The organism is Caballeronia sp. J97 (assembly GCF_905220305.1).
Lineage (GTDB): Bacteria > Pseudomonadota > Gammaproteobacteria > Burkholderiales > Burkholderiaceae > Caballeronia.
Genome location: NZ_CAJMZL010000010.1, coordinates 91,780 through 115,877, shown reverse-complemented (window position 1 = coordinate 115,877; position 24,098 = coordinate 91,780). Strand labels below are relative to the sequence as shown.

18 protein-coding genes are annotated in these 24,098 nt (G+C 65.0%); 8 read left to right on the top strand and 10 right to left on the bottom strand.

The window, feature by feature from the left end:
* Window positions 1-102: 102 nt before the first annotated feature.
* On the top strand, window positions 103-1,620 hold the full coding sequence (locus U4Y90_RS15565; protein WP_321795699.1) for a PLP-dependent aminotransferase family protein: 1,518 nt from the start codon (window positions 103-105) through the stop codon (window positions 1,618-1,620).
* A 10-nt stretch (window positions 1,621-1,630) separates the two neighbouring features.
* On the opposite strand, the gene U4Y90_RS15560 is transcribed toward U4Y90_RS15565, so the two are convergent.
* Window positions 1,631-2,164 carry a cytochrome b gene (locus tag U4Y90_RS15560; RefSeq protein ID WP_321795697.1) on the bottom strand — a complete coding sequence of 178 codons (534 nt, stop codon included), beginning with the start codon at window positions 2,162-2,164 and terminating at the stop codon, window positions 1,631-1,633.
* Entirely contained in the window at window positions 2,161-3,222 is a 1,062-nt protein-coding gene (locus U4Y90_RS15555) for a catalase family peroxidase (protein WP_321795696.1), read from the bottom strand. Before U4Y90_RS15555 ends, U4Y90_RS15560 begins: the two co-directional genes overlap by 4 nt.
* 422 nt (window positions 3,223-3,644) lie before the next feature.
* Between U4Y90_RS15555 and U4Y90_RS15550 the strand changes: the two genes are divergently transcribed.
* From U4Y90_RS15550 to U4Y90_RS15540, 3 genes are all read left to right on the top strand, one after another.
* On the top strand, window positions 3,645-4,697 hold the full coding sequence (locus tag U4Y90_RS15550; RefSeq protein ID WP_321795694.1) for a glycosyltransferase: 1,053 nt from the start codon (window positions 3,645-3,647) through the stop codon (window positions 4,695-4,697).
* The gene (locus U4Y90_RS15545; RefSeq protein ID WP_321795693.1) at window positions 4,690-5,814 is read left to right on the top strand and encodes an FAD-dependent oxidoreductase; all 1,125 of its coding nucleotides are present in this window, start codon (window positions 4,690-4,692) and stop codon (window positions 5,812-5,814) included. The genes U4Y90_RS15550 and U4Y90_RS15545 overlap by 8 nt, the downstream gene beginning before the upstream one ends.
* An 87-nt stretch (window positions 5,815-5,901) precedes the next feature.
* Window positions 5,902-7,773, top strand: coding sequence for a hypothetical protein (locus U4Y90_RS15540; RefSeq protein ID WP_321795692.1), 1,872 nt, complete (start codon window positions 5,902-5,904; stop codon window positions 7,771-7,773).
* Window positions 7,774-7,793: 20 nt separating this feature from the next.
* Here U4Y90_RS15540 and U4Y90_RS15535 read toward each other — a convergent pair whose 3' ends face one another.
* From U4Y90_RS15535 to U4Y90_RS15520, 4 genes are all read right to left on the bottom strand, one after another.
* On the bottom strand, window positions 7,794-8,123 hold the full coding sequence (locus U4Y90_RS15535; RefSeq protein ID WP_321795690.1) for a ribbon-helix-helix domain-containing protein: 330 nt from the start codon (window positions 8,121-8,123) through the stop codon (window positions 7,794-7,796).
* Window positions 8,124-8,211: 88 nt separating this feature from the next.
* Complete coding sequence (locus tag U4Y90_RS15530) at window positions 8,212-9,795, bottom strand: GMC family oxidoreductase (RefSeq protein WP_321795689.1); 1,584 nt, start codon at window positions 9,793-9,795, stop codon at window positions 8,212-8,214.
* 36 nt (window positions 9,796-9,831) lie between these two features.
* Window positions 9,832-10,473, bottom strand: a complete 642-nt coding sequence (locus U4Y90_RS15525) for a twin-arginine translocation signal domain-containing protein (RefSeq protein WP_321795688.1) — start codon at window positions 10,471-10,473, stop codon at window positions 9,832-9,834.
* Between the two features lie 66 nt (window positions 10,474-10,539).
* On the bottom strand, window positions 10,540-10,938 hold the full coding sequence (locus U4Y90_RS15520; protein ID WP_321795687.1) for a VOC family protein: 399 nt from the start codon (window positions 10,936-10,938) through the stop codon (window positions 10,540-10,542).
* Between the two features lie 298 nt (window positions 10,939-11,236).
* On the opposite strand from U4Y90_RS15520, the gene U4Y90_RS15515 reads away from it, so the two are divergent.
* The 3 genes from U4Y90_RS15515 to U4Y90_RS15505 are packed head-to-tail and all read left to right on the top strand — an operon-like array spanning window position 11,237 to window position 16,185.
* Window positions 11,237-12,523, top strand: coding sequence for an MFS transporter (locus U4Y90_RS15515; RefSeq protein ID WP_321795685.1), 1,287 nt, complete (start codon window positions 11,237-11,239; stop codon window positions 12,521-12,523).
* Window positions 12,524-12,547: 24 nt separating this feature from the next.
* Window positions 12,548-14,962 carry a glycoside hydrolase family 31 protein gene (locus tag U4Y90_RS15510; RefSeq protein ID WP_321795684.1) on the top strand — a complete coding sequence of 805 codons (2,415 nt, stop codon included), beginning with the start codon at window positions 12,548-12,550 and terminating at the stop codon, window positions 14,960-14,962.
* A 32-nt stretch (window positions 14,963-14,994) separates the two neighbouring features.
* The gene (locus U4Y90_RS15505) at window positions 14,995-16,185 is read left to right on the top strand and encodes a porin (protein WP_321795682.1); all 1,191 of its coding nucleotides are present in this window, start codon (window positions 14,995-14,997) and stop codon (window positions 16,183-16,185) included.
* A gap of 51 nt (window positions 16,186-16,236) precedes the next feature.
* On the opposite strand, the gene U4Y90_RS15500 is transcribed toward U4Y90_RS15505, so the two are convergent.
* Together U4Y90_RS15500 and glpK are read right to left on the bottom strand one after the other, a co-directional pair.
* Window positions 16,237-17,799: a glycerol-3-phosphate dehydrogenase/oxidase gene (locus U4Y90_RS15500; protein ID WP_321795681.1), complete on the bottom strand. Its 1,563-nt coding sequence runs from the start codon at window positions 17,797-17,799 to the stop codon at window positions 16,237-16,239.
* 1 nt (window position 17,800) lies between these two features.
* Window positions 17,801-19,327, bottom strand: coding sequence for a glycerol kinase GlpK (gene glpK, locus U4Y90_RS15495; RefSeq protein WP_321795679.1), 1,527 nt, complete (start codon window positions 19,325-19,327; stop codon window positions 17,801-17,803).
* Window positions 19,328-19,548: 221 nt separating this feature from the next.
* On the opposite strand from glpK, the gene U4Y90_RS15490 reads away from it, so the two are divergent.
* On the top strand, window positions 19,549-20,325 hold the full coding sequence (locus U4Y90_RS15490) for a DeoR/GlpR family DNA-binding transcription regulator (RefSeq protein WP_321795678.1): 777 nt from the start codon (window positions 19,549-19,551) through the stop codon (window positions 20,323-20,325).
* A 13-nt stretch (window positions 20,326-20,338) separates the two neighbouring features.
* Here U4Y90_RS15490 and U4Y90_RS15485 read toward each other — a convergent pair whose 3' ends face one another.
* Window positions 20,339-20,740, bottom strand: coding sequence for a hypothetical protein (locus U4Y90_RS15485; RefSeq protein ID WP_321795677.1), 402 nt, complete (start codon window positions 20,738-20,740; stop codon window positions 20,339-20,341).
* Window positions 20,741-20,782: 42 nt separating this feature from the next.
* Complete coding sequence (locus U4Y90_RS15480) at window positions 20,783-24,067, bottom strand: adenylate/guanylate cyclase domain-containing protein (RefSeq protein ID WP_321795675.1); 3,285 nt, start codon at window positions 24,065-24,067, stop codon at window positions 20,783-20,785.
* Window positions 24,068-24,098 lie beyond the last annotated feature (31 nt).

Genomic DNA, 24,098 nt, shown 5'->3' with positions numbered 1-24,098 from the left:
GCCGCGCCGGAGCATCGGCGCGGCGGTTTTTTATCGCGCTGGCAAGCCGTGCAAGCCGCACGTAATATCTAAGGATCATTCAAATTTTCGCAGGAGACATGCATGCCGACCCGCCCAACCGCCACGCTTTGGGCGCAGCTCTTCGAGCGCTCGCGGGTCTCGGGAATGAGCTTGCAGAACCAGATCCGCCAGATGATCGTCAATGCGATCCTGAGCGGTCATATCGCGCCCGATTCCGCGTTGCCTTCGAGCCGCGAGCTCGCCGATCAGCTCAACGTGTCGCGCAATACGGTGGTGCTCGCGTATCAGCAACTGGTCGAGGAAGGGTATCTGGTGTCGCGCGAGCGCAGCGGCCACTTCGTGAATCCGGCGACGGAGGAGCTGCAGCGCGGCTTCACCGCGACCGGACTCGCCGACAGCCCGACCATCGAGACGCAGCAAGGTCATCCCGACTGGAGCGCGCGCATCCGGCACGCGCCTTCGCATCAGCGCAATATCGTCAAGCCGTCGAACTGGCAGAGCTATGAATATCCCTTCATTTACGGGCAGTTCGACACCGAGCTCTTCCCCACGAGCGACTGGCGCGAGAGCTGCATGCACGGCCTCTCGGTGATGGAAATCCGCAACTGGGCGCCGGATCTGATCGAACGTGACGACGAGACCCTCGTCGAACAGATCCGCACGCGGGTGCTGCCGCGCCGCGGCGTGTTCGCGATGCCCGAGGAGATCGTCGTCACGAACGGCTGTCAGCAGGCGCTGTATCTGATGGGCGCGCTATTGTGCGGCGCGCAGACGAAAGTCGGCATGGAGAACCCCGGCTATCCCGATGCGCGCAACATCTTCCAGCATCACAACGCGCAGATCGTGCCGCTCGAAGTGGATGCGGACGGCGTCGTCATCGACGATGAAAGCGTGATCGCGCCTTGCGATTACGTGTATGTCACGCCGAGCCATCAATGCCCGACGACCGTGACGATGCCCATCGAACGGCGGCGCAAGCTGCTGGATCTGTCGGTGAAGCACGATTTCATCGTCGTGGAAGACGACTACGAGAGCGAGAACACGTTTTCGGGCACGCCGCATCCGGCGCTGAAGAGCCTCGATACGGCCGAGCGCGTCGTGTATATCGGGTCGCTGTCGAAGACGCTTGCGCCGGGTTTGCGGCTCGGGTATATCGTCGCGCCGCGCACGCTGATACGCGAGTTGCGCGCGCTCAGACGATTGATGATCCGCCATCCCGCCGCGTACATTCAGCGCGCGTTCGCGACCTTTCTCGCGCTCGGGCATCACGACACGCTGTTGCGCAAGCTCGGGCGCGTCTACAAGGAACGGGCCGAAGTGCTGATGGCCGCGCTCGCGACGCATCTGCCGGAGTTGCGCGCATCGAACGTGACGGGCGGCGCATCGTGCTGGGTCGAAGGCCCGCCCTGGCTCGACGCGACGCGCCTCGCAAAAGACGCACAGGCGCTCGGCGTGCTGATCGAGCCGGGCAGCGTGTTCTTCGCCGATCCCGCCGACGGCCAGCGCTGCTTTCGCATGGGCTTTTCCGCGATACGCGCGGAGTTGATCGAACCGGGCGTGCGGGCGCTTGCTCAGGTCGTGCAGCAGCGGCGCCCTTGAGCGTGCGCGCCTATTTCCACGGCGCCATTGCGTGGAAAACGCCATCGCGCCGCACGAGCGCATGAAACAACGCGGCGGCGAGATGCACGACGATCAGCGCGAAGAAGCACAACGCGAGGAACCGGTGCGCGTTCCAGAGCAGCGTGTGCAATGAATTGCTGTGCGGCAGAAGCGATGGCAAGCGATAGCCGCCGATCACGACCGGATAATCCGCCGCGGACAACATGCCGTAACCGAGCAGCGGCAGCGCGATCATCAAGGCATAGAACGCATAGTGCGAGAGACGGGCGGCGAGCTTCATCGGCTCGGGCATGTCGGCGGGCAGCGGCGGCGCGCCGCGTGTGATTCTCACGACGAGACGTATCAGCGCGAGCACGAGTATCGCGACGCCGAGGGGCTTGTGGATCGACACGAGCGTCAGATAGTCCGGCCTCACCGTCGACACCATGCCGACGCCGATGAACAGCATCGCGAGGATGCATATCGCCATGATCCAGTGCAGGGCGCGTTGCAGCGGCGAGAACCGCTCGTTGATCGCGTTCATGGCCTGGCTCCTTGCGAAGGCGTGCGCGGATAATCCTTGTCCTCGGCGGCGCGTCGATTGAACGATACGGAGTAGGCGGCCGATCGTGCGGCCGGGAATGGATCGTCGGACACGCGCATGCCGGCCGGCAGCACGGTCGGATCGAAGTTGAGATCGCGGCACGGACCGTCCGGCTCGGGCTCGATCGCCTTCACGACGAGCGTGCCCACTTCCACCGTATGCCGGTCCTCCGGCCAGGCCTTGCTCGGATCGGCAGTGGCGTCGCCCGGATTCGCGACGGTCACGACCATCGCCCAGCGTTGCGGCGCGCTTTGCACGCGCTGCGTGATTTCGGCATCGAGAAAATTCGCGCCCTTTTGCTTCAACTCGTCAGGCGTCAGGTTCTCCGGCTTCGCGGCCGGAACGAAGGACCAGCGCACCGTCTGATCCTGTCCTTCGGCATTCGTGAAGACGAAGCTGTTGAGGCTGTTGTAGCGCTCGTCCGCATACGAGGCCGTCCACGGCGCGCTGCCCGCCCATGCGCCGAACGCGCCGATCTCGGGATGCGCGGTGGCGAACTTCTGCATCGACTCGGGATCGTTCTTGTTCGCGAGCGCGCGCTGCAACTCATAGAAGGCCTGCGGAGTCGCGACGGGAAAGAACGGCGCATCGATCATCGCGGAGCGCCACTCGCTTCCGTCGGGCGTCACGATGCGCAGGCTCAGGCCGCGCACCCGCGCCATCGCGTCGGATGCTTTCGGGTCAGGTGTCGCGAGATTGAAGCGCCCGGTGACGGGAAACGTGCCCGGCATGAACATCTTGGCTTTCGAGAGCGTCGCGCCCGAGCCGTTGGATTCGAAGTCGCCGGTGAAGCAGATGCCCTTCGCGTGATTGCGTCTGAAACCCGGCACCGCGCCGCCGGGCGGCGCCAGACTGCCGACGATCTTGGCCGGTGTGAGGCGATGGGGCGTGAGCCAGCCGCCCGTGTAGGCGAAGGCCGCGACCAGCACGACGACGACAGCCGCGATGAGGATCAGCGCAGGAAGGGGCGAGCGCGGGGGAACGGATTTGTCAGGCATCGTAGTCTCTCGATCAACGATTCTGTTGCACGGTAATCTAGCAGCGTGAGGAGAATCGTGCCAGCAACGCGCAAAATTCGCAGATACCCCCTGCTTGCCCGCTGCGGACGAAGTTTCTTTGCCTGACCCGCCGCGCGCTCCGACAGAGAACGCGTTTTATGTAGTGTGTGAAAAACCTGCCGCGATCCCGCGCGCGCCCTCTCTTCAGACGCCACCCGTCGCCGCACAGTCGGCCAATCCCTTGCCGTTTGCGGCCAGTCTGCCGGATCGGAAGACACGCGTTGCTAGACTCGGTCACGGAGCCGGCTTCGATACGGCCAGCGAAGGCGTGTCTGACAGACAGACCCGATTCTGTAGTCCGGTTCATCGGTGCCGGGACGAGCGCGAACACGCATGTCACAGTGATCTGAACAGGTAACCAAATGGCAGCATATCCGGTATTCCTTTCGGTCGTGGTTCCACTGCACAATGAAGCGGCCACTTTGGCCAATACGCTTCGGCAGGTTCACGAAACGGTATGTCATCTGGTGCGCGACTATGAAATCATCGTTATAGATAATGCTTCGGACGACGAAAGTATCGAACGGCTGAAGTGCGTCGCAGCCGCCGACGGCATTCCGAACCTGCAGGTTTTCGCGCTCACGAAACCCGTGGATGCCGACACCGTCGCCTGGATAGGCCTCGAAAACGCACTCGGCGATTTCGTCGTGGTTCTTCAACCGATGGCCGACGATATCGGATTCGTGCCCCAGATGCTCTCCAGGGCGCTGGCGGGCACGGATGTCGTTTTCGCTCTGAATACGTCGAAGCCGCGGCGGACATCGCTTTATGGAATGGGTTATGCGGCTTTCAACAAGCTCTACAAATGGTCCAGCGGGATCGATCTTCTGAACGAGGCGCCTGAGTTCCGCTTGCTCAGCAAGAAGGTGATCACCTTCATCCTGCAACATCCCCGGCCCGCGCTGGCTTACCGCAGCTTGCCTGTCAGCGGCGGCTTCACGCGTGCCAAACTGACCTATAGCAAAGAGCGGCCTTGCATGCCCGAGAGGCGCCGCGTGCTGACCGGTCTGGATCACGGCATTCGCCTTCTCGTTTCGACGACCCGCGCGCCGATGCGCCTGGTGACTGCGCTTTCGCTGTTCGGCGCCTTCAGCAATGTGATCTATTCGGGCTATGTCATCGTCGTCGCCATGTTCAAGACGGACGTCGCGCCCGGCTGGGTCACGCTTTCATTGCAACAGTCCGGCATGTTCCTGCTGATCTCACTGGTTCTGCTGGTATTGGGCGAATACATCATTCAGATTGCCCGCATCTCCAATGAAGGGCCGTTTTATCACGTCGCTCAGGAGTTCAACAGCGCGGTGATGACGCACGCAGACAAACTCAATATCGATGACGAGGCAATCTCCGAGGCGTTAAGGAACGGCCTGGCATACGGCCGTCAACCATCGCCTGAACCCGCCGATCATGTATGACGCCATCGTCATAGGCGGCGGGTTCTACGGAACGATGATCGCCCTCTATCTGCGCAGGCAGCGCGGCTTCGCCGATGTCCTGCTAATCGAGCGCGAAAGCGCGCTTCTCTCCCGCGCGTCGTACAACAATCAGGCGCGCGTGCACAACGGATATCACTATCCGCGCAGTTTCACGACGGCCTTTCGAAGCCGTGTGAATCATATGCGCTTCATTCGCGACTATCGCCACGCGGTCAAGACCGAATTCACGAGCCTGTACGCGATAGCGCGAAATAATTCGAAGGTGACCAGCCGGCAATTCCAGAGCTTTTGCGCCAGGATCGGCGCGGAGCTGACACCGGCGCCGGCGTCCTTGCGCTCGATGTTCGATCCGAATCTCGTGGAGGGTCTGTTCGTGGTCCAGGAATGTGTATTCGATTCCGAAAAGCTGCGAGCCTGGGCCCATGACGAACTCGTTCGAAGCGGTGTCAAAGTGCTGCTGGATACGCAGGTGGAATCCGTCGACGGCGACACGGCCAGCCTGCATGCCCGAATCGCGCGCCCGAATGGCCACCGCGAAACATTCGAGGCTCGATACGTCATCAACTGCACGTATAGCGGCCTGAATCAGCACTGCAAGGCCATCGACAGAACCGCCGCGGTGCTGAAGCACGAGATCACCGAAATGGGACTGGTGCTCATGCCGAAACCGCTCAGGGATCTCGGCCTGACCGTGATGGATGGTCCCTTTTTTTCGGTCATGCCGTTTCCTTCGCGCGGCCTTCACACGCTGTCGCACGTGCGATACACGCCTCACGTCCAGTGGCTCGACGAACCTCGGCTCGATCCTTATGCGATGCTCGCGAGCTATAAGGGCGCATCGCGCGTCGACCGGATGATGCGCGACGTCAAGCGCTTCATGCCGATGATCGAACACGCATCGCATGTCGACTCCCTGTTCGAGGTCAAGACCGTCTTGATGAAGAACGAGGGCGACGATGGCCGCCCGATTCTCTTTGAACGGCACGCGCGCCTGCCGAACTACTATGCGATCCTCGGCGGAAAGATCGACAACATATACGACGTGATTGAAAAGCTCGACGCCGAAGTATTTCCCGAGCTTTCCTGCCAGCTTTGATCCGCAACGCCAGGCTTCGCTTCTCGCTCCGGTGAGTTCCCGTCCCGGTGATCACGACCATGAGTTCGCCTGCAAGTGAGGTTATTCATGCGCAAATACCTTGCATTTCTCGGTGACAGGCCGGCGTTGTCCAGCCTGCTTGCCTGCGTAGGGTTCAGCATATGGTCACTGCTTCTCGGGCAGGACAACAACTGGGACTTGCGGAACTACCATCTCTACAATGCCTTCGCGTGGCTCAACGACAGAGTCGGGTCCGACATGGCTCCAGCAGGGATGGAGAGTTACTTCAATCCGCTGATGGACTTGCCTTATTACTGGATCACACGTCATTGGTCGGCGCCCGCCGCCGGTTTGATTCTGGGCGCGTGGCACGGACTGACGTTCGCGGTGCTGTGCATCATCGCGATCAATGTGCTGGAGCAAAGTGGTTATGCTCAACCGCGCCGTCTCGGCGTCGCCCTGGCGCTGGCCGGCACGCTGACCCCGAACTTCCTCGAAAACATGGGAACGTCGATGGGCGACAACAGCGTCGCCCTGTTCAGCATCGCAGCCCTCGCAATCATAGTCAGAAGCTGGCCTCGGCTGATGACAGGCCATGCGACATGGGCGCTCGCCGGAGCGGGAATGCTGGCCGGGATAGCCTGCGGCATCAAGCTCACCAACGCCATGTATGCGCTCGCCTTCTGTCTGTCGTTCCTATTCGCGCCGTTGACGGTTGTGAAGCGCCTGCGCCTGGTCGTCGTGTTCGGATTGGCGGCCGCTCTCGGCATGTCACTGGCGGCAGGCTGGTGGTGGATTCGTTTATGGCAAACCTTCGGCAATCCCTTTTTCCCGCAGTTCGCGCAGTGGTTTCCGAACGACTGGTCCACTCCCGTCAATGTCGCGGACGACCTCGGGGTCATGAGACCGGGTCTACCCGCGACGCAAGGCGCTCTACGCTGGCTGCCGAAGAGCGCGTTCGAATATCTGCTGTGGCCGTTCGTCTTTTCCATACATGGCCGCCGCCTCGGAGACTTCACGGCCCATCCGTTGCTCTGGCCGGTGACCTATCTGCTGTTCATCGCGCTGGGCGTCGTCTATCTGAAACGCCGCGGCGCGGCGCGACAGTTGTCGCCGGACGTTCGCCCTCTCAGTCCGGTTGCCATTTATATGCTGGCCTTCATGGCCATCGCATACGTACTCTGGATGAGACTGTTCTCGATCTATCGTTACACCGGTCCCATCGAAGTCCTGATGCCGCTCGCGATCTGGATGCTGCTGCACCGGCTGCTTTCGCAATCGCTGGCCCGCACCGTCGCGATCTGGACGCTGTGCCTGACGCTCTTCCTGAGCAATGTGATCAGCCAGAAAAGCTGGGGACATGAACCGTGGGCGAAGGAAGCGTTTCGTGTCGATGTGCCGTCCGTGCAGCAAACGGGAACCGCAACCGTCCTCATCATGAGCCAGCCTGTCGCGTGGATCCTGCCGTGGTTTCCCAAGCCGCTCGCCGCCGCCGCCGTGAACGCCAATTTTCCCGCTGATGTCGGCTACTGGAAGGACCTTTCGGCGCTGCTCGACAAGCGCGGCGGAGAGATATACGCCATCGTCGGCGGCGACAAGAGCTGGCGCGCGGACAAACTCTTGCGCGTGCAGAAGTTCAACGCGTTCATGGAAACGCTGGGCGCGACCGATCACGCCTACATCTGCGACCGGATGAAATCGCTGGTCGGGAAAGTCAGCTCGCAGGCCACGGTGGTCGATGTCGCGGCGGGTGCATCGAAGGGTGAACGATGCGCCGTCGCGCTCAAGCCCGAAGTCGACAGCGGGGAGCAGGCCGACATCGCGAGGCAGCTGAAGGAAGCCAACCAGGCGCTGAACCAGATCGGCCTGCGTCTCGATGGCGCGACCTGCAAGACCTACGACGCCTACATGGGCCAGGGCTACTTCCCCTATCAATGGTGCCAGGTGGCGCGTCTCTGACCGGCTTGCGGCGGGGGCCGCTACCCCGCCTTCAGCACGCGCAAGGCCACCGCGCCCGCCGCCTCGCTGTCCGCCGCGGGCTTCCCTTCGCGCATCGACAGATAGCGCAGACAGCACACGCGCAGGAACGACGCGAAATTGGTCGGCACCTCGCCGCGCAGCGCGATCAGCTCGTCGTAGAGCTTGACGGCGAACTGGCTCGTCGTCAGATTTTCGCGCCCGGCGATTTCCTGCAGCACGTCCCAGAAGAGATTTTCCAGCCGGACCGTGGTGATCACGCCATGAATGCGCAGCGAGCGCGTGCGCGATTCATAGAGGATCGGATCGGCGTTGATGTATACCCCGCACATGACGTCAGCCTCCAGAAAACGGGCCGTCATGCTCGCGCACGACGGCCGACCAACAAGCTACCCTGCTACGCGTGCGCCGGCAATCGCGTCAAACCCGGCGCTGCTTCATCTGCCCTGCGATGTAGTCGGCCTGACGGATCGCCAGCGTGACGATGGTGAGCGTCGGGTTCTCGGCAGCGCCCGTCGTGAACTGGCTGCCATCGGAGATGAACAGGTTCGACACTTCGTGCGTCTGGCCATGCGGATTGCAGACACCGTCGCCGGCTTTCGCGCTCATGCGCGCGGTGCCGAGATTGTGTGTCGACGGATACGGCGGCACGAGATACGTCGCCTTCGCGCCTGCCGCTTCGTACACCGCGCTGCCCTGCTTGTACGCATGCTGGCGCATCGCTTCGTCGTTCGGGTGATCGTCGAAGTGAACGTTCGGCACCGGCAAGCCGTACTGATCCTTCACGTCGGTATTGAGCGTGATGCGGTTCGACTCGCGCGGCATGTCCTCGCCGACGATCCACATGCCCGCCGTGTACTGATACTGATCCATCGCCGCCGCGAAGTTCGGGCCCCACGAGCCCGGATCGAGAAACGCCGCATAGAACGGCAGCCCGAGCGAGAGCGTCTCCATGTGATAGCCGCCCGCGAAGCCGCGCTTCGGATCGAACACGGATTCATCCTCGATGATGCCGGCCATCGTCGTGCCCTTGAACATCTCGACCTTGTCGTTGAACACGCCGTAGACCGAGCCGGTGGTGTGCCGCATGTAGTTGCGGCCGACCTGGCCCGAGCCGTTCGCGAGACCGTCGGGAAACTTGCCCGAATGCGAGTTGAGCAACAGGCGCGGCGTCTCGATCGCGTTGCCCGCCACCGCGACGACGCGCGCCTTCTGCCGCTGGAGCTTGCCGTCCTTGTCGTAATAGACGACGCCCGTCGCCTTGCCGCGCGCGTCGTGCTCGATCTTCACGACATGCGATTGCGGACGCAATTCCATGCGGCCCGTCGCCTGCGCGCGCGGCAGCTCGGTGTACAGCGTCGACCACTTCGCGCCCGTGCGGCAGCCCTGAAAACAGAAGCCGCGCTGGAAGCAGTGCGTGCGATCGTCGCGCACCGTGCTGTTGATCGCCATGTGGCCGGTGTTGCATTCCTTGTAGCCGAGCTTCGTCGCGCCCGCCGACATCACCTTGAAGTTGTTGTTGCCCGGCAGGCCCGGATTGCCGTTCGTGCGCGTCACGCCCATTTTCTTTTCGGCGCGGTCGTAGTACGGGTCGAGTTCCGTGCGCGTCAGCGGCCAGTCGAGCAGATTCGCGCCCTGTATGTCGCCGTAGGTCGTCTTCGCCTTGAACTCGTGCGGCTGGATGCGCAGGCTCGCGCCGGCCCAGTGGACGGTCGTGCCGCCCACGGTCTTGCAGATCCACGCAGGCAGGTTCGGAAAGTCCTTCGCGACGCGCCAGTTGCCCGATGTCGTCCGATTGTCGAGCCACGAAAGCTGCTTGAACGCGCTCCACTCTTCCGTCGCGAAATCGCCCTGCGTGTGCAGCGCGCCCGCTTCGAGCACGACCACGTCGACGCCCTTCTGCGCGAGTTCGTTGGCGAGCGTCCCGCCGCCCGCGCCCGATCCGATGATCACCACGACGTGATCGTCGTTGTGCCTGAACTGCACCTTGTTGTCCGTGTACATGTCTGTCTCCGTTTTCCGTCCGATCGCTCGATTGGGTTAGCTGTCTTTCGGAATCGGGCCGCTGTCGGCCGCGGGCGGATCGGGCAACCAGGACAGATTGTTGAAGCCCTGATTGAGATAACCGCCATCGCCCTTCGATGCGCCGTAGCCGAAGTGCTCGTAGGCCAGCGGATTGCTGTACAGGGAAACCACGGCGGTGCTTCGGACCGTGCCGAAGAACGGCGTGCCAGCAAGCGCGGCGACGTCCTGCGCCTTGTCGTTCGCGCCGCGTCTGGTCCAGTCGGAGCCGGCTTTGGCGTCGAGCTGCGCGACGCCATCGGCGAGTTGCTGGCGCACGGCGGGATCGGCTTTCGCCTTGGCGTCGAGATCCTTGACGACGAGCGCGTACACGGCGTCATCGAGCGTCGCATGCGGATAAATCTGCCGCGCGACCTGCAGCAGCACCTCGCCCTGATGCGTGCTCAAGCCCTGCATTTCGAGCGCCCAGACCCGGCTGGGCGCGAGGCTCGCGAAGATCGATGTCGCGGCGATCGTGCCGACCAGCACGCCGCTGCCGCGCAGGAATTCGCGTCGTGTCAGCGCGATCTTCGGGGGCGCCGCGATTTCATCATGGTCATGATGATGTTCACCGTCGTGCGCGCGCCGCTGCGCGACGATCGGAATGATCGTGTCTCGCATGTCTCTCTCCTTGTGGGGCACTGCAACAACTTATGTATGTGGTTCTGCCTGTTGCGACAGTGTTTGCTACTCGTAATGTCCGTGCCGTTCGAGTACTTCGATCTTGTAGCCGTCCGGGTCCTGAATGAAGAAGTAACGCGCGATCAGCGAGCCGTCGTCGCTCTTGAATTCGCGTACGTCGTTGGGTGCGAGGCCCATGCCGATCAGACGCTCGCGCTCCGCCTTCACATCCGGCACGCTCACCGCGACGTGACCGTAGCCGTCGCCGTGCGTATAGGGTTCCGCGCGCCCCTTGTTCCAGGTGAGTTCGAGTTCGGCGTTCGTTTCGTCGTTACGCAGATAGGCGAGCGTGAAGTCGGGAAAGTCCAGCCGATGCGCGACGCCGAGGTCGAACGCCTTTCGATAGAAGTCGAGCGAGCGTTGCAGATCCTGCACGCGAATCATCGTGTGAATGAGCTTTGACATGGGCGTCTCCTTTTGAAACAAGTTTAGGAAGCCGCGGGCACAAAGGGTAATGGCCGGCTAAATCGGGCGTAGGCGTTTCCCCGAGACCGGCCTCGACACGCCACCCGCGATGCGCGCAAACGAACATTCCAACGTCAAAACGAAATTATTTGTCGCATTTGCGATAAATTTGGCCACCAGTAGTACGATAAATGACGGATTCACGGTGCGGAATATTCGAATTCGATCATCGGAAACCGGCTGAAACGGGCACGGCACGCGCCGACTTCCGCCCGCCAAGAACAACGGAGACTCAATCTTGAAAACAGTCATCGGCTTGCGCTGGTGGATCATCGCGCTCGTCTGCGCGGGCACGATCGTCAACTATCTTTCGCGCAACGCGCTCGGGGTCATCGCCGCCGAGCTGAAAACGCTCATGAGCATGAGCACGCAGCAGTACTCGTATGTCGTCGCCGCGTTTCAGGTCGGCTATACGATCATGCAGCCCGTGTGCGGGCTCATCATCGACGTGATCGGGCTGCGGCTCGGCTTCGCGCTGTTCGCGTGCCTCTGGTCGGCAACGGGCATGGCCCACGCGCTCGCCACGGGGTGGCTGTCGCTCGCGGCGCTGCGCGGGCTCATGGGCCTGTCGGAGGCCGTCGCCATTCCGGCGGGCATGAAGGTGGTCGCGGAATGGTTTCCGAATCGCGAGAAGTCGGTCGCGGTGGGCTACTTCAACGCCGGCACCTCGCTCGGTTCGCTGCTCGCGCCGCCGCTCGTCGTGTTCCTTTCCCTGCGCTACGGCTGGCAAAGCGCGTTCGTCGTGACCGGCGCAATGGGCTTCGTCTGGGCCGCGTTCTGGTACTGGCTGTACCGCGCGCCGGGCGAGCATCCGAAGATCGGCGAGAAGGAAAAGCGCGCGATCTTCGAGGGCCAGACACCGCCCGCGCATCGCTCGGGCGAGAAACGCCGCATCCGTGAAGTGCTCGGCACGCGCCGTTTCTGGGCGATCGCGCAGGCGCGCTTCTTCGCCGAGCCCGCGTGGCAGACCTTCAGCTTCTGGATTCCGCTCTATCTCGCCACCGAGCGCCACATGGACCTCAAGCACATCGCGATGTTCGCGTGGCTGCCCTTTCTCGCCGCCGATCTCGGCGGGCTGTTCGGCGGCTATCTGTCGCCATTCCTGATGAAGCGGTTTCGCGTGCCGCTCGTCGCGTCGCGCATCACCGGCGTCGTGCTCGGCGCGTTCATGATGATCGGGCCGGCGTGCATCGGGCTCGTCGCGTCGCCGTACGAGGCCATCGCGCTGTTCTGCGTCGGCGGTTTCGCGCATCAGATGATCTCCGCGCTCGTCAACACGCTCGCCGCCGATGTCTTCGAGCCCGGCGAAGTCGGCACCGCCGCGGGCTTCGCGGGCATGGCGGCGTGGATCGGCGGACTGGGCTTCTCGCTCGTCGTGGGCGCGCTCGCGGATTCGATCGGCTACACGCCGCTCTTCGCCGCGCTCGGCGCGTTCGATCTGATCGGCGCGGCGCTGCTCATCGTGCTGATGCGCGGCGTGAGCAGCGACGCGAATCCTCCCGCCGCGGCGCATCGTGCCGCCTGAGACCGAATCAACCGGAACCACATCATGGCCAACCTGAAGAATCGTCCGCGTTTCGCCGTGTCGGAGCGGGCGGGCAACCGCGTCGCGCTGAGCTCCGCCGACGGAGCGCGCATCGAATTGTTCGTCCTCGCCGACGACATCATCCGCGTGCTGGTGCTGCCGCATGGCGAGCTGCGCGGACCGCGCTCGTGGGCGATCGCGCCCGGACAGGAAGACGTGCCGCTCGAAGGACGCGACCGTTACGACACCAGCGGCTTCGCGCCCGCGCCGTTCACGTTGTCGGACGATGCCGGCCGGGTCGTCGTCGAAACCGCGCAGGTCCGCGTGACGGTCGCGCTAGACGGCGGCTTCTGTTCGTGGCATCTGCTGCGCGACGGACAGTGGCGTCACGTCTTGAGCGATCGCAAGACGCAGGCGTACAACTTCGGCTGGTGGGACGAGCGCGTGTATCACTACGTCGAGCGCAAGCCGGGCGAGATGGTCGTCGGCCTCGGCGAGCGCGCGGGCTCGCTCGATCGCGCGAATCAAAGCTACGAGATGCGCAACGTCGACGCAATGGGCTACAGCGCCCGCACGACCGATCCGCTCTACAAGCACATTCCGTTCTACGTGACGTGGCAGCCCGACACGTCGACGGGCTTCGGCCTCTTCTACGACACGCTCGCCGATTGCCGCTTCGACATGGGCCGCGAGCTCGACAACTATCACGGGCACTATCGGCATTTCATCGCGGAGCATGGCGATCTCGACTATTACTTCATCGCATCGCCCGATACGCCGCTCGCCGCCGTGCGCCGCTTCACATGGCTGACGGGCCGGCCCGCATGGATGCCGAAGTGGGGCCTCGGCTACTCCGGCTCGACGATGAGCTACACCGACGCCCCCGACGCGCAAAAGCGCATGGGCGAATTCATCGATCGATGCCGCGAGCACGACATCCTGTGCGACTCGTTCCATCTGTCGTCGGGCTATACGTCGATCGGCGGCAAGCGATATGTGTTCAACTGGAATCGCGACAAGTTTCCCGATATCGACGGCTTCGTCGCGAGCTATCTGCGCGAAGGCGTGCGCCTGTGCCCGAACATCAAGCCGTGTCTGCTGCAGGATCATCCGCTGTTCGATTCGGTCGCCGACGCGGGCCTGCTGATCGAAACGCGCGACGGCGATCCCGCATGGGTGCAGTTCTGGGACGAAGTCGGCGCCTATCTGGACTTCACGAATCCGCAAACCATCGACTGGTGGAAAGCGCGCGTGAAAGACAGCCTGCTGCGTCACGGCATCGCCGCGACCTGGAACGACAACAACGAGTTCGAGATCTGGAGCCCGAACGCCATCGCACGCGGCTTCGGCAAGGCGTTCCCCGCGCGCGAGGCCAAAGTGCTGCAGACAAACCTGATGATGCGCGCCTCGCGCGACGCGCAGCGAGAACATGCGCCGGACGTGCGGCCGTTTCTCGTGTCGCGTTCGGGCGGTGTCGGCATGCATCGCTATGTGCAGACGTGGTCCGGCGACAACTACACGTCGTGGGAAACGCTGCGCTTCAATCTGAAGATGGGCCTCGGCCTCGCGATGTCGGGCGTGTCGAACAACGGGCACGACATCGGCGGCTTCGCGGGGCCGGCGCCCGATCCGGAGCTGCTGTCGCGCTGGGTCGGGTTCGGCATCTTCCTGCCGCGCTTTTCGATTCATTCGTGGAACGACGACGGCACCGTCAACGAGCCGTGGATGTATCCGGGAACCACGGAAGTCATCGCGGGGCTGATCAAGCTGCGGTACCGGCTCATTCCCTACCTGTACGAACTGCTGTGGCAATCGCATCGGGCCTATGAACCCGTGCTGCGTCCGATGTTCGCCGAATTTCCCGACGATCCGCGCTGCCTCGCCGATGGCGACGACATGATGCTCGGCGCGTCGCTGCTCGTCGCGCCTGTCGTCGAAGCCGGCCAGAGCGAGCGCCGCGTCTGGCTGCCGATGGGCGCCCGCTGGGCGTCGTACTGGAGCGGCGAAGTCTTCGACGGCGGCCAGATCATCACGCAGCCCGCGCCGCCCGATCGCCCCGTCATGCTGATCCGCGAAGGCCACGTGATCGCGCTGAACATCGCCGAGCAGCACTTCGCGCGTCCGGCCGACGAACGCGCGTTCATCGCGTTGCCTTGCGCGGGCGTCGGCGTCGCGCGCGGCGAATGCATCGAAGACGACGGCGTCAGCGAAGCCTGGCGCGATGGCCTGCAAGGGCGCTGGAGCGTCGTCATCGAAAGCGATGCGGAGAATCTGCGCATCGCGATCGAACGTCACGGCCCGATGCCGCGCGTGCAGGACGAAGTCCGCGTGAGCGTGCCCGCATCGGACGCGCGACGTGTGATCTGCACGACCGGCGAATCGACCGGCGAGCGCATCGCCGACGGCTGGCGTCATATCACGCTGCGCCTCGCGGCGTGATTCCCTCACCCTTCACGGAAAAATAACGAGCAATGAAGTCTTCGAATCGCGCGCGCGTGCGCGCAGGCGTCCTCACGTCCTTTTCACTTGCAACCGCCGCGCTTTCCGGCGCCGCGGCCGCCCAGAGCAGCGTCGCGCTGTACGGCGTCGTCGATAACGCGTTCGCCTATGTGAACAATCAGCGCGGGCACTCCAACATCTACATGAGCCAGGGCAATCTGCAGGCGAGCAAGTTCGGCCTCGTCGGCGCGGAGGATCTGGGCGGCGGCACCAAGGCCATCTTCCGTCTCGAAAGCGGCTTCAATTCGCTGACGGGCGCGCAAGCCAGCGCAGGCACGCTCTTCAACCGGCAAGCCTACGCGGGCTTGAGCAACGACCGCTACGGCACGCTGACCCTCGGCCGCCAGTACACGCCCTACTTCAGCATGGTCGGCGCGCTCGGGCCGACCGGCGTGCTGACCGGCGCGACCGGCGCGCATCCCGGCGACGTCGATGCCCTCGACACCACGCTGCGCTTCAACAACGCGGTCACGTATGCGTCGCCGGTCATCGCGGGGCTTGCGTTCAGCGCGCAATACGGTCTGGGCGGCGTGCCGGGCAGCATCGCGAGCGGCAGCAATTTCAGCGCCGCGCTGCGCTACGACTACAAGCCGGTGTCTATCGCAGCGGGCTACGTGAAGCTGAAAGACATCGCGACGAGCCCCGCGCTCGGCACCTTCGCGATCAACTCGCCGGTGAACAACGGCTACGCGAGCGCACAGAGCGCCCAGCTGATCGCGGCGGCCGCGCGCTACACGTACGACGATCTGATGCTCGGCCTCAATTACTCGAACGTGCGGTACGCGCCGGGCGCGCGCTCGCTCTTCGCCGACGAAGCGGTGTTCAACAGCTACGGCGCGATCGCCACTTACCGCTTCACGCCGGCGGTGAATGTCGCGGCGGGCTACAGCTATACGCGCGCGAGCAAGTCGAACGGCATCGCCGATCCGGCGCAGTATCACCAGATCTCGCTAGAGGAGACGTACAGCCTGTCGGCGCGCACCACGTTCTATGCGCTGCAGGCGTATCAGCGGGCGCACGGCCAGTCGCTCGTCGCGTCGGGCGGCGCGGGCGGCACGGTCATCGCGAATGCGGTGGCGGTCGTCGGCGACTCCCAGAACACGTCGCCTTCGTCGGGACCGTCGCAGTTCGTCGCGATGGTGGGCATACGCCACGCGTTCTGATGCGCAGCGGCCGGCGAAGCATTCACGCCTCGCCGGTCGTGTATCGGGCCGCTACGACAACATCCAGGTTCGCGCGAAGGCGTCGAAACGCGCGATCTCGTCGGACTGCCACTGCGCGCTCTGCCCCAGCTCTTCCGCGACGATCCGGGCGACTTCCGGCGCGGCATCGCGGGCAGCGGCGGCATCGAGAAACAGCGCGCGATTGCGCCGCGCCAGCACATCTTCGACGCCACGCGCGAGTTCCGCCCTAACGGCGAAGCGCGTCTGCGCCTCGGTCAGCCCGCTCGCCTTCACCAGCACGTTGCGCGCGCCCGGCAGCCGCGCGACCAGCGCGGCGTCGGAACCGTAACAGCCGTGCTGCTCGGCCGTCGCGCCGTGCAGCGGCAGCGACGCGGTCAGGCACGGGGCATCGGGCAACAGGCGCTTCGCGACCGCGAGATCGATGACCTGCTGCGCCATCAGCCGATACGTCGTCCACTTGCCGCCCGTCACGGTGATCATGCCCGTCGCGTTCATTTCGATCGTATGTTCACGCGACAGCGCCGCCGTCGACGCCTGGCCGTCGCCCTTCACGAGCGGTCGCAGCCCGGCCCAGACGCTCAGGACATCGTCGCGGGTCGGTTTCACCGACAGATAATCTCCCGCCGCCGCGAGAATGAAGTCGATGTCTTCGTCGCTCGCGCGCGGGTCGAGCGGCAAGTCCTGACGCGGCGTATCCGTCGTGCCGACGATCGCATGGCCGTGCCACGGCACGATGAACAGCACGCGGCCGTCCTTCGTCTTCGGCACGAGAATCGCCTCGTTGCTGTGCAGGAAGCGCGCGGGCAAGGTCAGGTGAACGCCCTGGCTCGGCGCGACGATCGGGCGCGCGCCAGGCTCGGCCATCGCGCGGATCGAATCGACCCAGACGCCCGTCGCATTGACGAGGCAGCGGGCGCCGACGCTGAAGGTGTCGCCCGTTTCGACGTCGGTCACCGTCAAGCGATGATGCCCCGCCGCGCGATCGAAGCCGACCCCGCGCACGGCGGCATTGTTCAGCGCGACGCCGCCGAGATCGAACAGCGTGCGCATCAGCGCGATGGCGAGACGGGCGTCGTCGAACTGGCCGTCGCTGTAGAGCGTGCCGCCGCGCAACGCGTGGCCGTCGAGGGAGTCGGCGAGCATCGGCGATTTCGCGCGCGTTTGCGCGAGGCTCAGGCTTCGGCTCGCGCCGAGGTTCAACGAGCCCGCGAGCCAGTCGTACATTTTCAGCCCCGCGCCGTAGATCAGCTTGTCTCCGAAGCGATACGCCGGAACGATGAAACCGAGCGCCTGCACGAGATGCGGCGCGTTGCGCGCGAGCAGGCCGCGCTCGCGCAGTGCATGGCGAACGAGCGGGATGTTGCCTTGCGCGAGATAGCGCACGCCGCCATGCACGAGCTTGGTCGCCTTGCTGGACGTGCCCTTGGCGAAATCGCGCGCCTCCAGCAGCAAGGTTCGATAGCCGCGCGACGCCGCATCGACGGCCGTGCCGAGGCCGCTCGCGCCGCCGCCGATCACGACGACATCGAAGAGCGGCGTTTTGTCCAGTTCGCGCAGCAGCGATGCGCGGTCGGAAGGCGTGATGACTCGCATGTCAGACCGCCGCGGAAGTGGCTCGGGCGGCGGGTGCTTCCCAGCCGCGCGTGCGCTCGATCGCGCGATGCCATCGTGCGATGTGGGCTTCGCGCTCGTCCGCGGACATCGCGGGTTCGAAGCGCCGCGCGGCAGGCCATGCGCGCGTGATCTCGTCGTGATCGGACCAGAAACCCGCGCCGAGCCCCGCGAGCCGGGCTGCGCCCAACGCGGTCGTCTCGGTGATGTGCGGGCGCACGACGGGTCTGTCGAGCAGATCGGCCTGAATCTGCATCAGCAAGTCGTTTTGCGACGCGCCGCAGTCCGCGCGAAGCTCGCTCACCGCGATGCCCGCATCGGCCTCCATTGCGGCGAGGACATCGACCGTCTGGAGTGCGATGGCTTCGAGCGCGGCCCGTGCGATATGCGCGCGCGTCGTGCCGCGCGTCATGCCGAGCAGCGTGCCGCGCGCATAAGGATCCCAATACGGCGCGCCGAGCCCCGCGAAGGCCGGCGCGAGCACGACGCCTTCGCTCGACGCGCATTGCGCCGCCAGCGCGCCCACGTCCTGCGCGCGCTCGATGATGCCGAGACCGTCGCGCAGCCATTGAACGATCGCGCCGCCCATGAAGACGGCGCCTTCCAGCGCATACGTGAGACGGCCGTCGCGTTGCCAGCCGATGGTCGTCAGAAGACGATGCTGCGACGCGACCGGTTCCGCGCCCGTGTTCATCAGCATGAAAAGGCCGGTGCCGTACGTGTTCTTCACGAGACCGGGCTCGGTGCATCCCTGGCCGAAGGTCGCGGCCTGCTGATCGCCGACGACGCCCGTGACCGGAATGGCCGCGCCGAACAACGCGGCGTCCGTATGCGCGATGAGGCCGCTCGAAGGCATCACGGCGGGCAGCACGGCGCGCGGGATATCGAAGAGCGCGAGCAGTTCGTCGTCCCACTCGCATGCGTGGATATCGAAGAGCGCGGTGCGCGCGGCGTTCGATATGTCCGTCACGTGCGCGCGCTGGCCGCTGAGCTGCCACACGAGCCAGCTATCGACGGTTCCGAAGGCCAGTTCGCCACGACGCGCCCGCGCCCGCAGACCCGGCGCGCTGTCGAGCAACCACGCGAGCTTCGTCGCGGAAAAGTACGGATCGATGCGCAGACCGGTCTTCTGCCCGATCAGCGTCTGCGCGCCGCTTTCGAGCAAGCGCGCGCAGTGCGCGGCGGTGCGCCTGTCCTGCCATACGATCGCGGGCCCGATGGGCGCGCCGGTCTGCCGGTCCCACAAGAGCGTGGTCTCGCGCTGGTTCGCGATGCCGATCGCCGCGATCTCCGAAGCCTGCGCGCCGGCCTTGCGCATGACCTCCCGCGCGACCTCGAGTTGCGATTGCCAGATGTCGCGCGGATCGTGCTCGACCCAGCCGGGCTGCGGATAGTGCTGCGCGAATTCGCGCTGCGCGCTCGCGACGACGCCGCCCGAACGGGCGAAGAGCATTGCGCGGGAACTCGTTGTTCCCTGATCGAGCGCGAGGATGAAACGTTGCTGGCTCATGCCGCCGACTCCTGACAATCGGTTTTTGTTATGTTCGTAAACGAATGTGTGGATTCGTTTTCAATCATCCTAACACCGGGCACGGATGGCGAAAAGGCGGCTGCCTGCGCGCATCGGCATCGCGCGGCGGTCATATCGGACGACGCCCTTAGGGCCGCAGTGCGTTTTCGTCGTACACTGCCGCATCCGACAATTTTCATTTTTTTGCGATTTTGCGCAATTTGACGACATCCGATCAAGCACTCAACGGCCGGCAGCGCGCGCTGCTCGACCGTGTCGCCCGGGACGGCTTCGCGACCATCGAAGATCTCGCCGCGCAGTTCCAGGTCACGCCGCAGACCATCCGTCGCGACGTGAACTGGCTATCCAACCAGAACCTGTTGCGCCGCTATCACGGCGGCGCGAGCGCGCTGACGAGCTCGGAGAACACCGCCTACACGGCGCGCCAGCAGATGTACCTCGACGAAAAGCGGCGCATCGCGAGGCTCGTCGCGTCCGAGATTCCGAATCAGGCGACGCTCTTCATCAATCTCGGCACGACGACGGAGGAAGTCGCCCGTGCGCTGCGTCAGCACACGGGCCTACGCGTCATCACGAACAATCTGAACGTGGCGAACATTTTCGCGGACGAGTCCGACGCCGAACTGCTGGTCGCGGGCGGAACCGTGCGCGCGCGCGACAAGGGCGTGGTCGGCGAGCAGGCCGTCGACTTCATCCGGATGTTCAAGGTGGACTTCGGGATCATCGGCATTTCGAGCATCGAGGAGGACGGCACGCTGCGCGACTTCGATATCGCCGAAGTGCGCGTGGCGCAGGCGATCATCGAGCAGTCGCGCACGGTGTTTCTCGTCGCGGATCACTCGAAGTTCGGCCGCGCCGCGCTGGTGAAGCTCGGGCATCTCGGTCAGATCGATGCGCTCTTCACCGATGCCCCGCCGCCCGAATGGATGGCCGAGAGCCTCGCGGCCGCCGACGTCGCCGTTCGCATCGCGGAGTAGACGGATTCCGGCGCTAGCCGAAAACGCGCGCCCAGGCCGCGCGGATGCGTCGCGCGCGATCTTCGAGGAGATACGCCGCGATCAGAGCCAGAAGCCCCGAGACAATGCCTGTCAGCACATGCTCGACGTAAGGCAGACGGTAGTGGCTTGTATGCGCATAGGTATCGCCGATCATGGTCAGCAGGCCGACGAGCGCCGCGTTCCCGTAGCGGTTTCCATAGAGCTTCGCGGCGGGCGTGAAGGTCAGAAGCACGGCGAGCAGCCCGGTGAGCAGCCCGGTCTTGAACGCGATCGCCCAGTGGGCGACGCTCGCGAAATTGCCCCAGCTACCGGGCATGCACGTCATGCACGCGCTAGTCGGCTGCCAGAATCGTTGCACAAAGAGTTTTATCCGATGCATCCACTCGTTCGACATGATCGCCGTCCTCATCGGCCGCTCACTGGTTGATCTCGGCGATCAACGAAGATTCGTCTCGCTGGACAGTGCGCCACGGATTGCCTCGAGCGCGTAGACAAAGCCGGCCTCTTCGCCCGCCTGTTCGAGCCGCCGAAGCGCCTGCAACGATGCCGCATCCCGGTCGCCTTTTCCATACGCGACGAGCGCGCGTGCGCGAGCCACGACGAACGCCGAAAAGGGCGACGGCTCGCGGCGCGCGTAATCTTCCAGCGCCGCGGCGTGATGCGCGGCCGCGTCCCAGCGTCTCCGTTCGAGGCATGCGTCTATCGCGTCACGTCGAAAGAGAAAGTGGTTGTGGCTCACCGCGCCGGCGGCGAGCACGGCTTCTCCTTGCGCGAGTGCGCTCTCGAAGACGGCGATGTCGTCCGTCGCGCGCGCAAGGGTGCCGAGATACGCCGCGCCCAGATACGCCATGCCGGTCTCCCGGCTGATCGACAGCGCCTCTTCTATGTCGTCGAGCGCTTCGCGCCGGCGGCCGGCCACACGATGCAACTGCGCACGCAACGCCAACGCCTCGCCTTCGAATCGACGGGACTTCAACTCGCGCGCGCATGCGAGCGCCGGGCCGACATGCTCCCAGGCGCGATCCCATTGCGCGAGATCGTAAAGACAATGCCACGCGCCATGATGCGCGACGGCGAGCGCCCGGAGATGACCGGCCTTTTGCGCCGCGGCGACGCTCGCAAGCGCGGCGTCGAGCCCTGCTTTCGCCTCGCCGGCAAACCAGGCCGTGATCGCGTGCATCGGCAGATTGGCGACCTCGATCCGCCCGAACCCGTGACGCCGGCACAGTTCGATGCAGCGGCTGAACGCGTCGTGCGCGCTGATCATCCGCCCGCGCATGTACGCCGCGTCTCCGAGTCCGCCGAGCGCGGCCGCTTCCTGCTCCGGGTCGCCCGCTTCCTGCGCGAGCGCCAGGCTGCGCTCGTGCTCGCGCACGCAGCCGTCGATATCGCCGCGCGGGAAACACAGATTGCCGCGCAGGAAGTGAATGCGCGCCTGCTCGCGCCGCAAGCCTTCGGCGGTGGCGGCGTCCGCGGCGTGGGCGAGATCGGCCCAGGCGCCATCGAGATCGTCTATCACGCGCTTCACGGTGGCGCGCCCGATCCATGCGTGGCAGCGCTGCGCATCGGTCGTGGCGATCGCGAGGGCCGTTTCGAATGCCGCGAGCGCCGACGTCATGTCGCCCACGTCGTGCAGGATATTGCCGCGCAGGCATTCGAGCGCAACGCGGTCGCTGTCCGCTTCCGCAAGCTCGAGTCCTCGCGCGACGAGCCGGAGCGCGGCTTCATGATGGTACGCGGACGCCTGCGAGCGCGCCGCGTCGCAATAGGCGAGCGCCGCCTCGCGGTCCGCCGCGCGGTCGAGATGCTCGGCCCGCAGGACCGGATCGCGCTCGCCGTACCACAGCGCGGCGCGACGATGCAGCTCGCGACGCCGGCTTTTGAGCAGCCCGTCGTAGACGGCGTCGCGAATGAGCGCGTGGTGGAAGATGAATCCCGCGCCCTGACGTCGCAACAGGCGACCGATCACCAAAGGTTCGAATGCAGCGCCGGCGGCATGCCCATCGACCAGATGTTCGACGGTATCTTTCTCGAAGCGCTGGCCGAGCACCGAGGCCGCCTGCAGGACGATCTTGCCTGCGGGATCGAGCCGGTCGAGCCGCGCCTGCACGAGACTTCGCACCGACCCGGGCACGCCGGTGCCCGCGCCGTCTTCCGCATGGTTGAGCAACTGCTCGAGAAAAAGCGGGTTGCCCGCTGCCCGCGCGATGCAACGCGCCGCCAGATCGGCCTGCGCATCGGGAAACGATTCGGCCATGACTTGCGCCTCGCCGGCGCTCAGCGGACCGAGATCGACGAGCGAACAGGGCGCGCCGTTCGCCGCGCGCCACGCTTCATCGAACGCTTCGCCGGAGGGCCGCGCGGTCAGCACCAGCACGGCAGGACACGCCGCGGCCGTCGCGGAGAGCGCCGCGAGATCCCGCAGCGTCGATACGTCCGCCCAATGAACATCCTCGATGGAAAGCACCCTCGGTTGCCGCAGGCTCGAGCGTTGCACGAGCCGGGTCACGACGTTGCGCCGGCCGCGCATGCGCGTCGCGTTGTCCATCGCTTCGTAGATGGTCCGATCTTCGAGCGGCATCGGGATATCGAGCAGATCGTCGAGAAAGAGCGCGTCGCCGGCATCGATCAGACCATCGGCGACCGCCCGCCCGATAGCCTTGCCGTCACCGTGCCCGTCGGGCGCCAGCAGGCCGCGCACGACGGATTGCATCGCGCCTTGCCCGGTGCTCGCGCCGAAATCGAGCACGAGACCGCCATGACAGGCGAATCCCGAGTCGCGAGCTTCGCGCTCGAATTCCTCGAGCAGGCGCGTCTTGCCGATCCCCGCCTCGCCGCTCAGCAGAAGCGTTCGTCCTGCGCCGGTCTCGCGGCACGATCGGAGGATCGAGCGAAACTGCCGCAGCTCGTCGCGGCGGCCGACGAACGGCCGGTCCCGGGTGAAACGCCGAAAGCCGTCCACGCGCCATGCCGTCACCGGCCCGGTGAAACCCTTGACGGCCAGCGCGCCGCGTTCGGCGCAGTCGAGACGATCGGCCAGACACTGCCGCACGGCTTCCGATATCAGGATCTCGCTTTGCCCGGCCGCATCGGTGAGACGCGAGGCGAGGTTGACCGTCTCGCCGGTGACGGTGTATTCCCTGTGCGCGGCGCTGCCGGTGCCGCTCGCGACGACCACGCCGCCGGCAATGCCGATATGCGCGAAAACCGGGCGTGCGAGGCTGCGCGACAGGCCGGGCATCGCGTCGCCGATAGCGAGCGCCGCCCGCACCGCGCGCTCGACGTCATTCCCGTGCGATACCGGCGCGCCGAACACCGCCATGACGGAATCGCCGACATGCTTGTCGACGCGCCCGCCGTGCTGCCCGATGATGCGATCGGCCTGCTCGAAGTAGCGTTCGAGCACGGCGAGCACATCCTCGGGGTCGATTTGCCGGCTCATGTCCGTGAAGCCGCAGAGATCCGCGAAAAGCACGGCGACCTGCCGCCGTTCTCCCTGCGCCTCGTCCAGATTCGCGGCCGCTCGGCCGGGCGTGTTCCGCTCTCGCAGCCCGGCCAGCGCATCGAGCAGTTTGCGACGATGGCCGACCGAGGCGATACCCAGTTCCTTAAGATCGTCGGCCGTAAGATTGCCGAGGACGTCCGCGTCGATGGCGTTTTCGCGAAACGCCCGCTCGTACCGTTCCATTCCGAGGCTGCGCAGCCACGCGGCGACGTCCACGATCTCTCCTGGGCGGAAGCTCTCCAGACCT

Bases quoted from the DNA above. Each gene is read 5' to 3' on its own strand.
- U4Y90_RS15565 (WP_321795699.1), top strand. From the start codon at position 103: ATGCCGACCCGCCCAACCGCCACGCTTTGGGCGCAGCTCTTCGAGCGC.
- U4Y90_RS15560 (WP_321795697.1), bottom strand. From the start codon at position 2,164: ATGAACGCGATCAACGAGCGGTTCTCGCCGCTGCAACGCGCCCTGCAC.
- U4Y90_RS15555 (WP_321795696.1), bottom strand. From the start codon at position 3,222: ATGCCTGACAAATCCGTTCCCCCGCGCTCGCCCCTTCCTGCGCTGATC.
- U4Y90_RS15550 (WP_321795694.1), top strand. From the start codon at position 3,645: ATGGCAGCATATCCGGTATTCCTTTCGGTCGTGGTTCCACTGCACAAT.
- U4Y90_RS15545 (WP_321795693.1), top strand. From the start codon at position 4,690: ATGTATGACGCCATCGTCATAGGCGGCGGGTTCTACGGAACGATGATC.
- U4Y90_RS15540 (WP_321795692.1), top strand. From the start codon at position 5,902: ATGCGCAAATACCTTGCATTTCTCGGTGACAGGCCGGCGTTGTCCAGC.
- U4Y90_RS15535 (WP_321795690.1), bottom strand. From the start codon at position 8,123: ATGTGCGGGGTATACATCAACGCCGATCCGATCCTCTATGAATCGCGC.
- U4Y90_RS15530 (WP_321795689.1), bottom strand. From the start codon at position 9,795: ATGTACACGGACAACAAGGTGCAGTTCAGGCACAACGACGATCACGTC.
- U4Y90_RS15525 (WP_321795688.1), bottom strand. From the start codon at position 10,473: ATGCGAGACACGATCATTCCGATCGTCGCGCAGCGGCGCGCGCACGAC.
- U4Y90_RS15520 (WP_321795687.1), bottom strand. From the start codon at position 10,938: ATGTCAAAGCTCATTCACACGATGATTCGCGTGCAGGATCTGCAACGC.
- U4Y90_RS15510 (WP_321795684.1), top strand. From the start codon at position 12,548: ATGGCCAACCTGAAGAATCGTCCGCGTTTCGCCGTGTCGGAGCGGGCG.
- U4Y90_RS15505 (WP_321795682.1), top strand. From the start codon at position 14,995: ATGAAGTCTTCGAATCGCGCGCGCGTGCGCGCAGGCGTCCTCACGTCC.
- U4Y90_RS15500 (WP_321795681.1), bottom strand. From the start codon at position 17,799: ATGCGAGTCATCACGCCTTCCGACCGCGCATCGCTGCTGCGCGAACTG.
- glpK (WP_321795679.1), bottom strand. From the start codon at position 19,327: ATGAGCCAGCAACGTTTCATCCTCGCGCTCGATCAGGGAACAACGAGT.
- U4Y90_RS15485 (WP_321795677.1), bottom strand. From the start codon at position 20,740: ATGTCGAACGAGTGGATGCATCGGATAAAACTCTTTGTGCAACGATTC.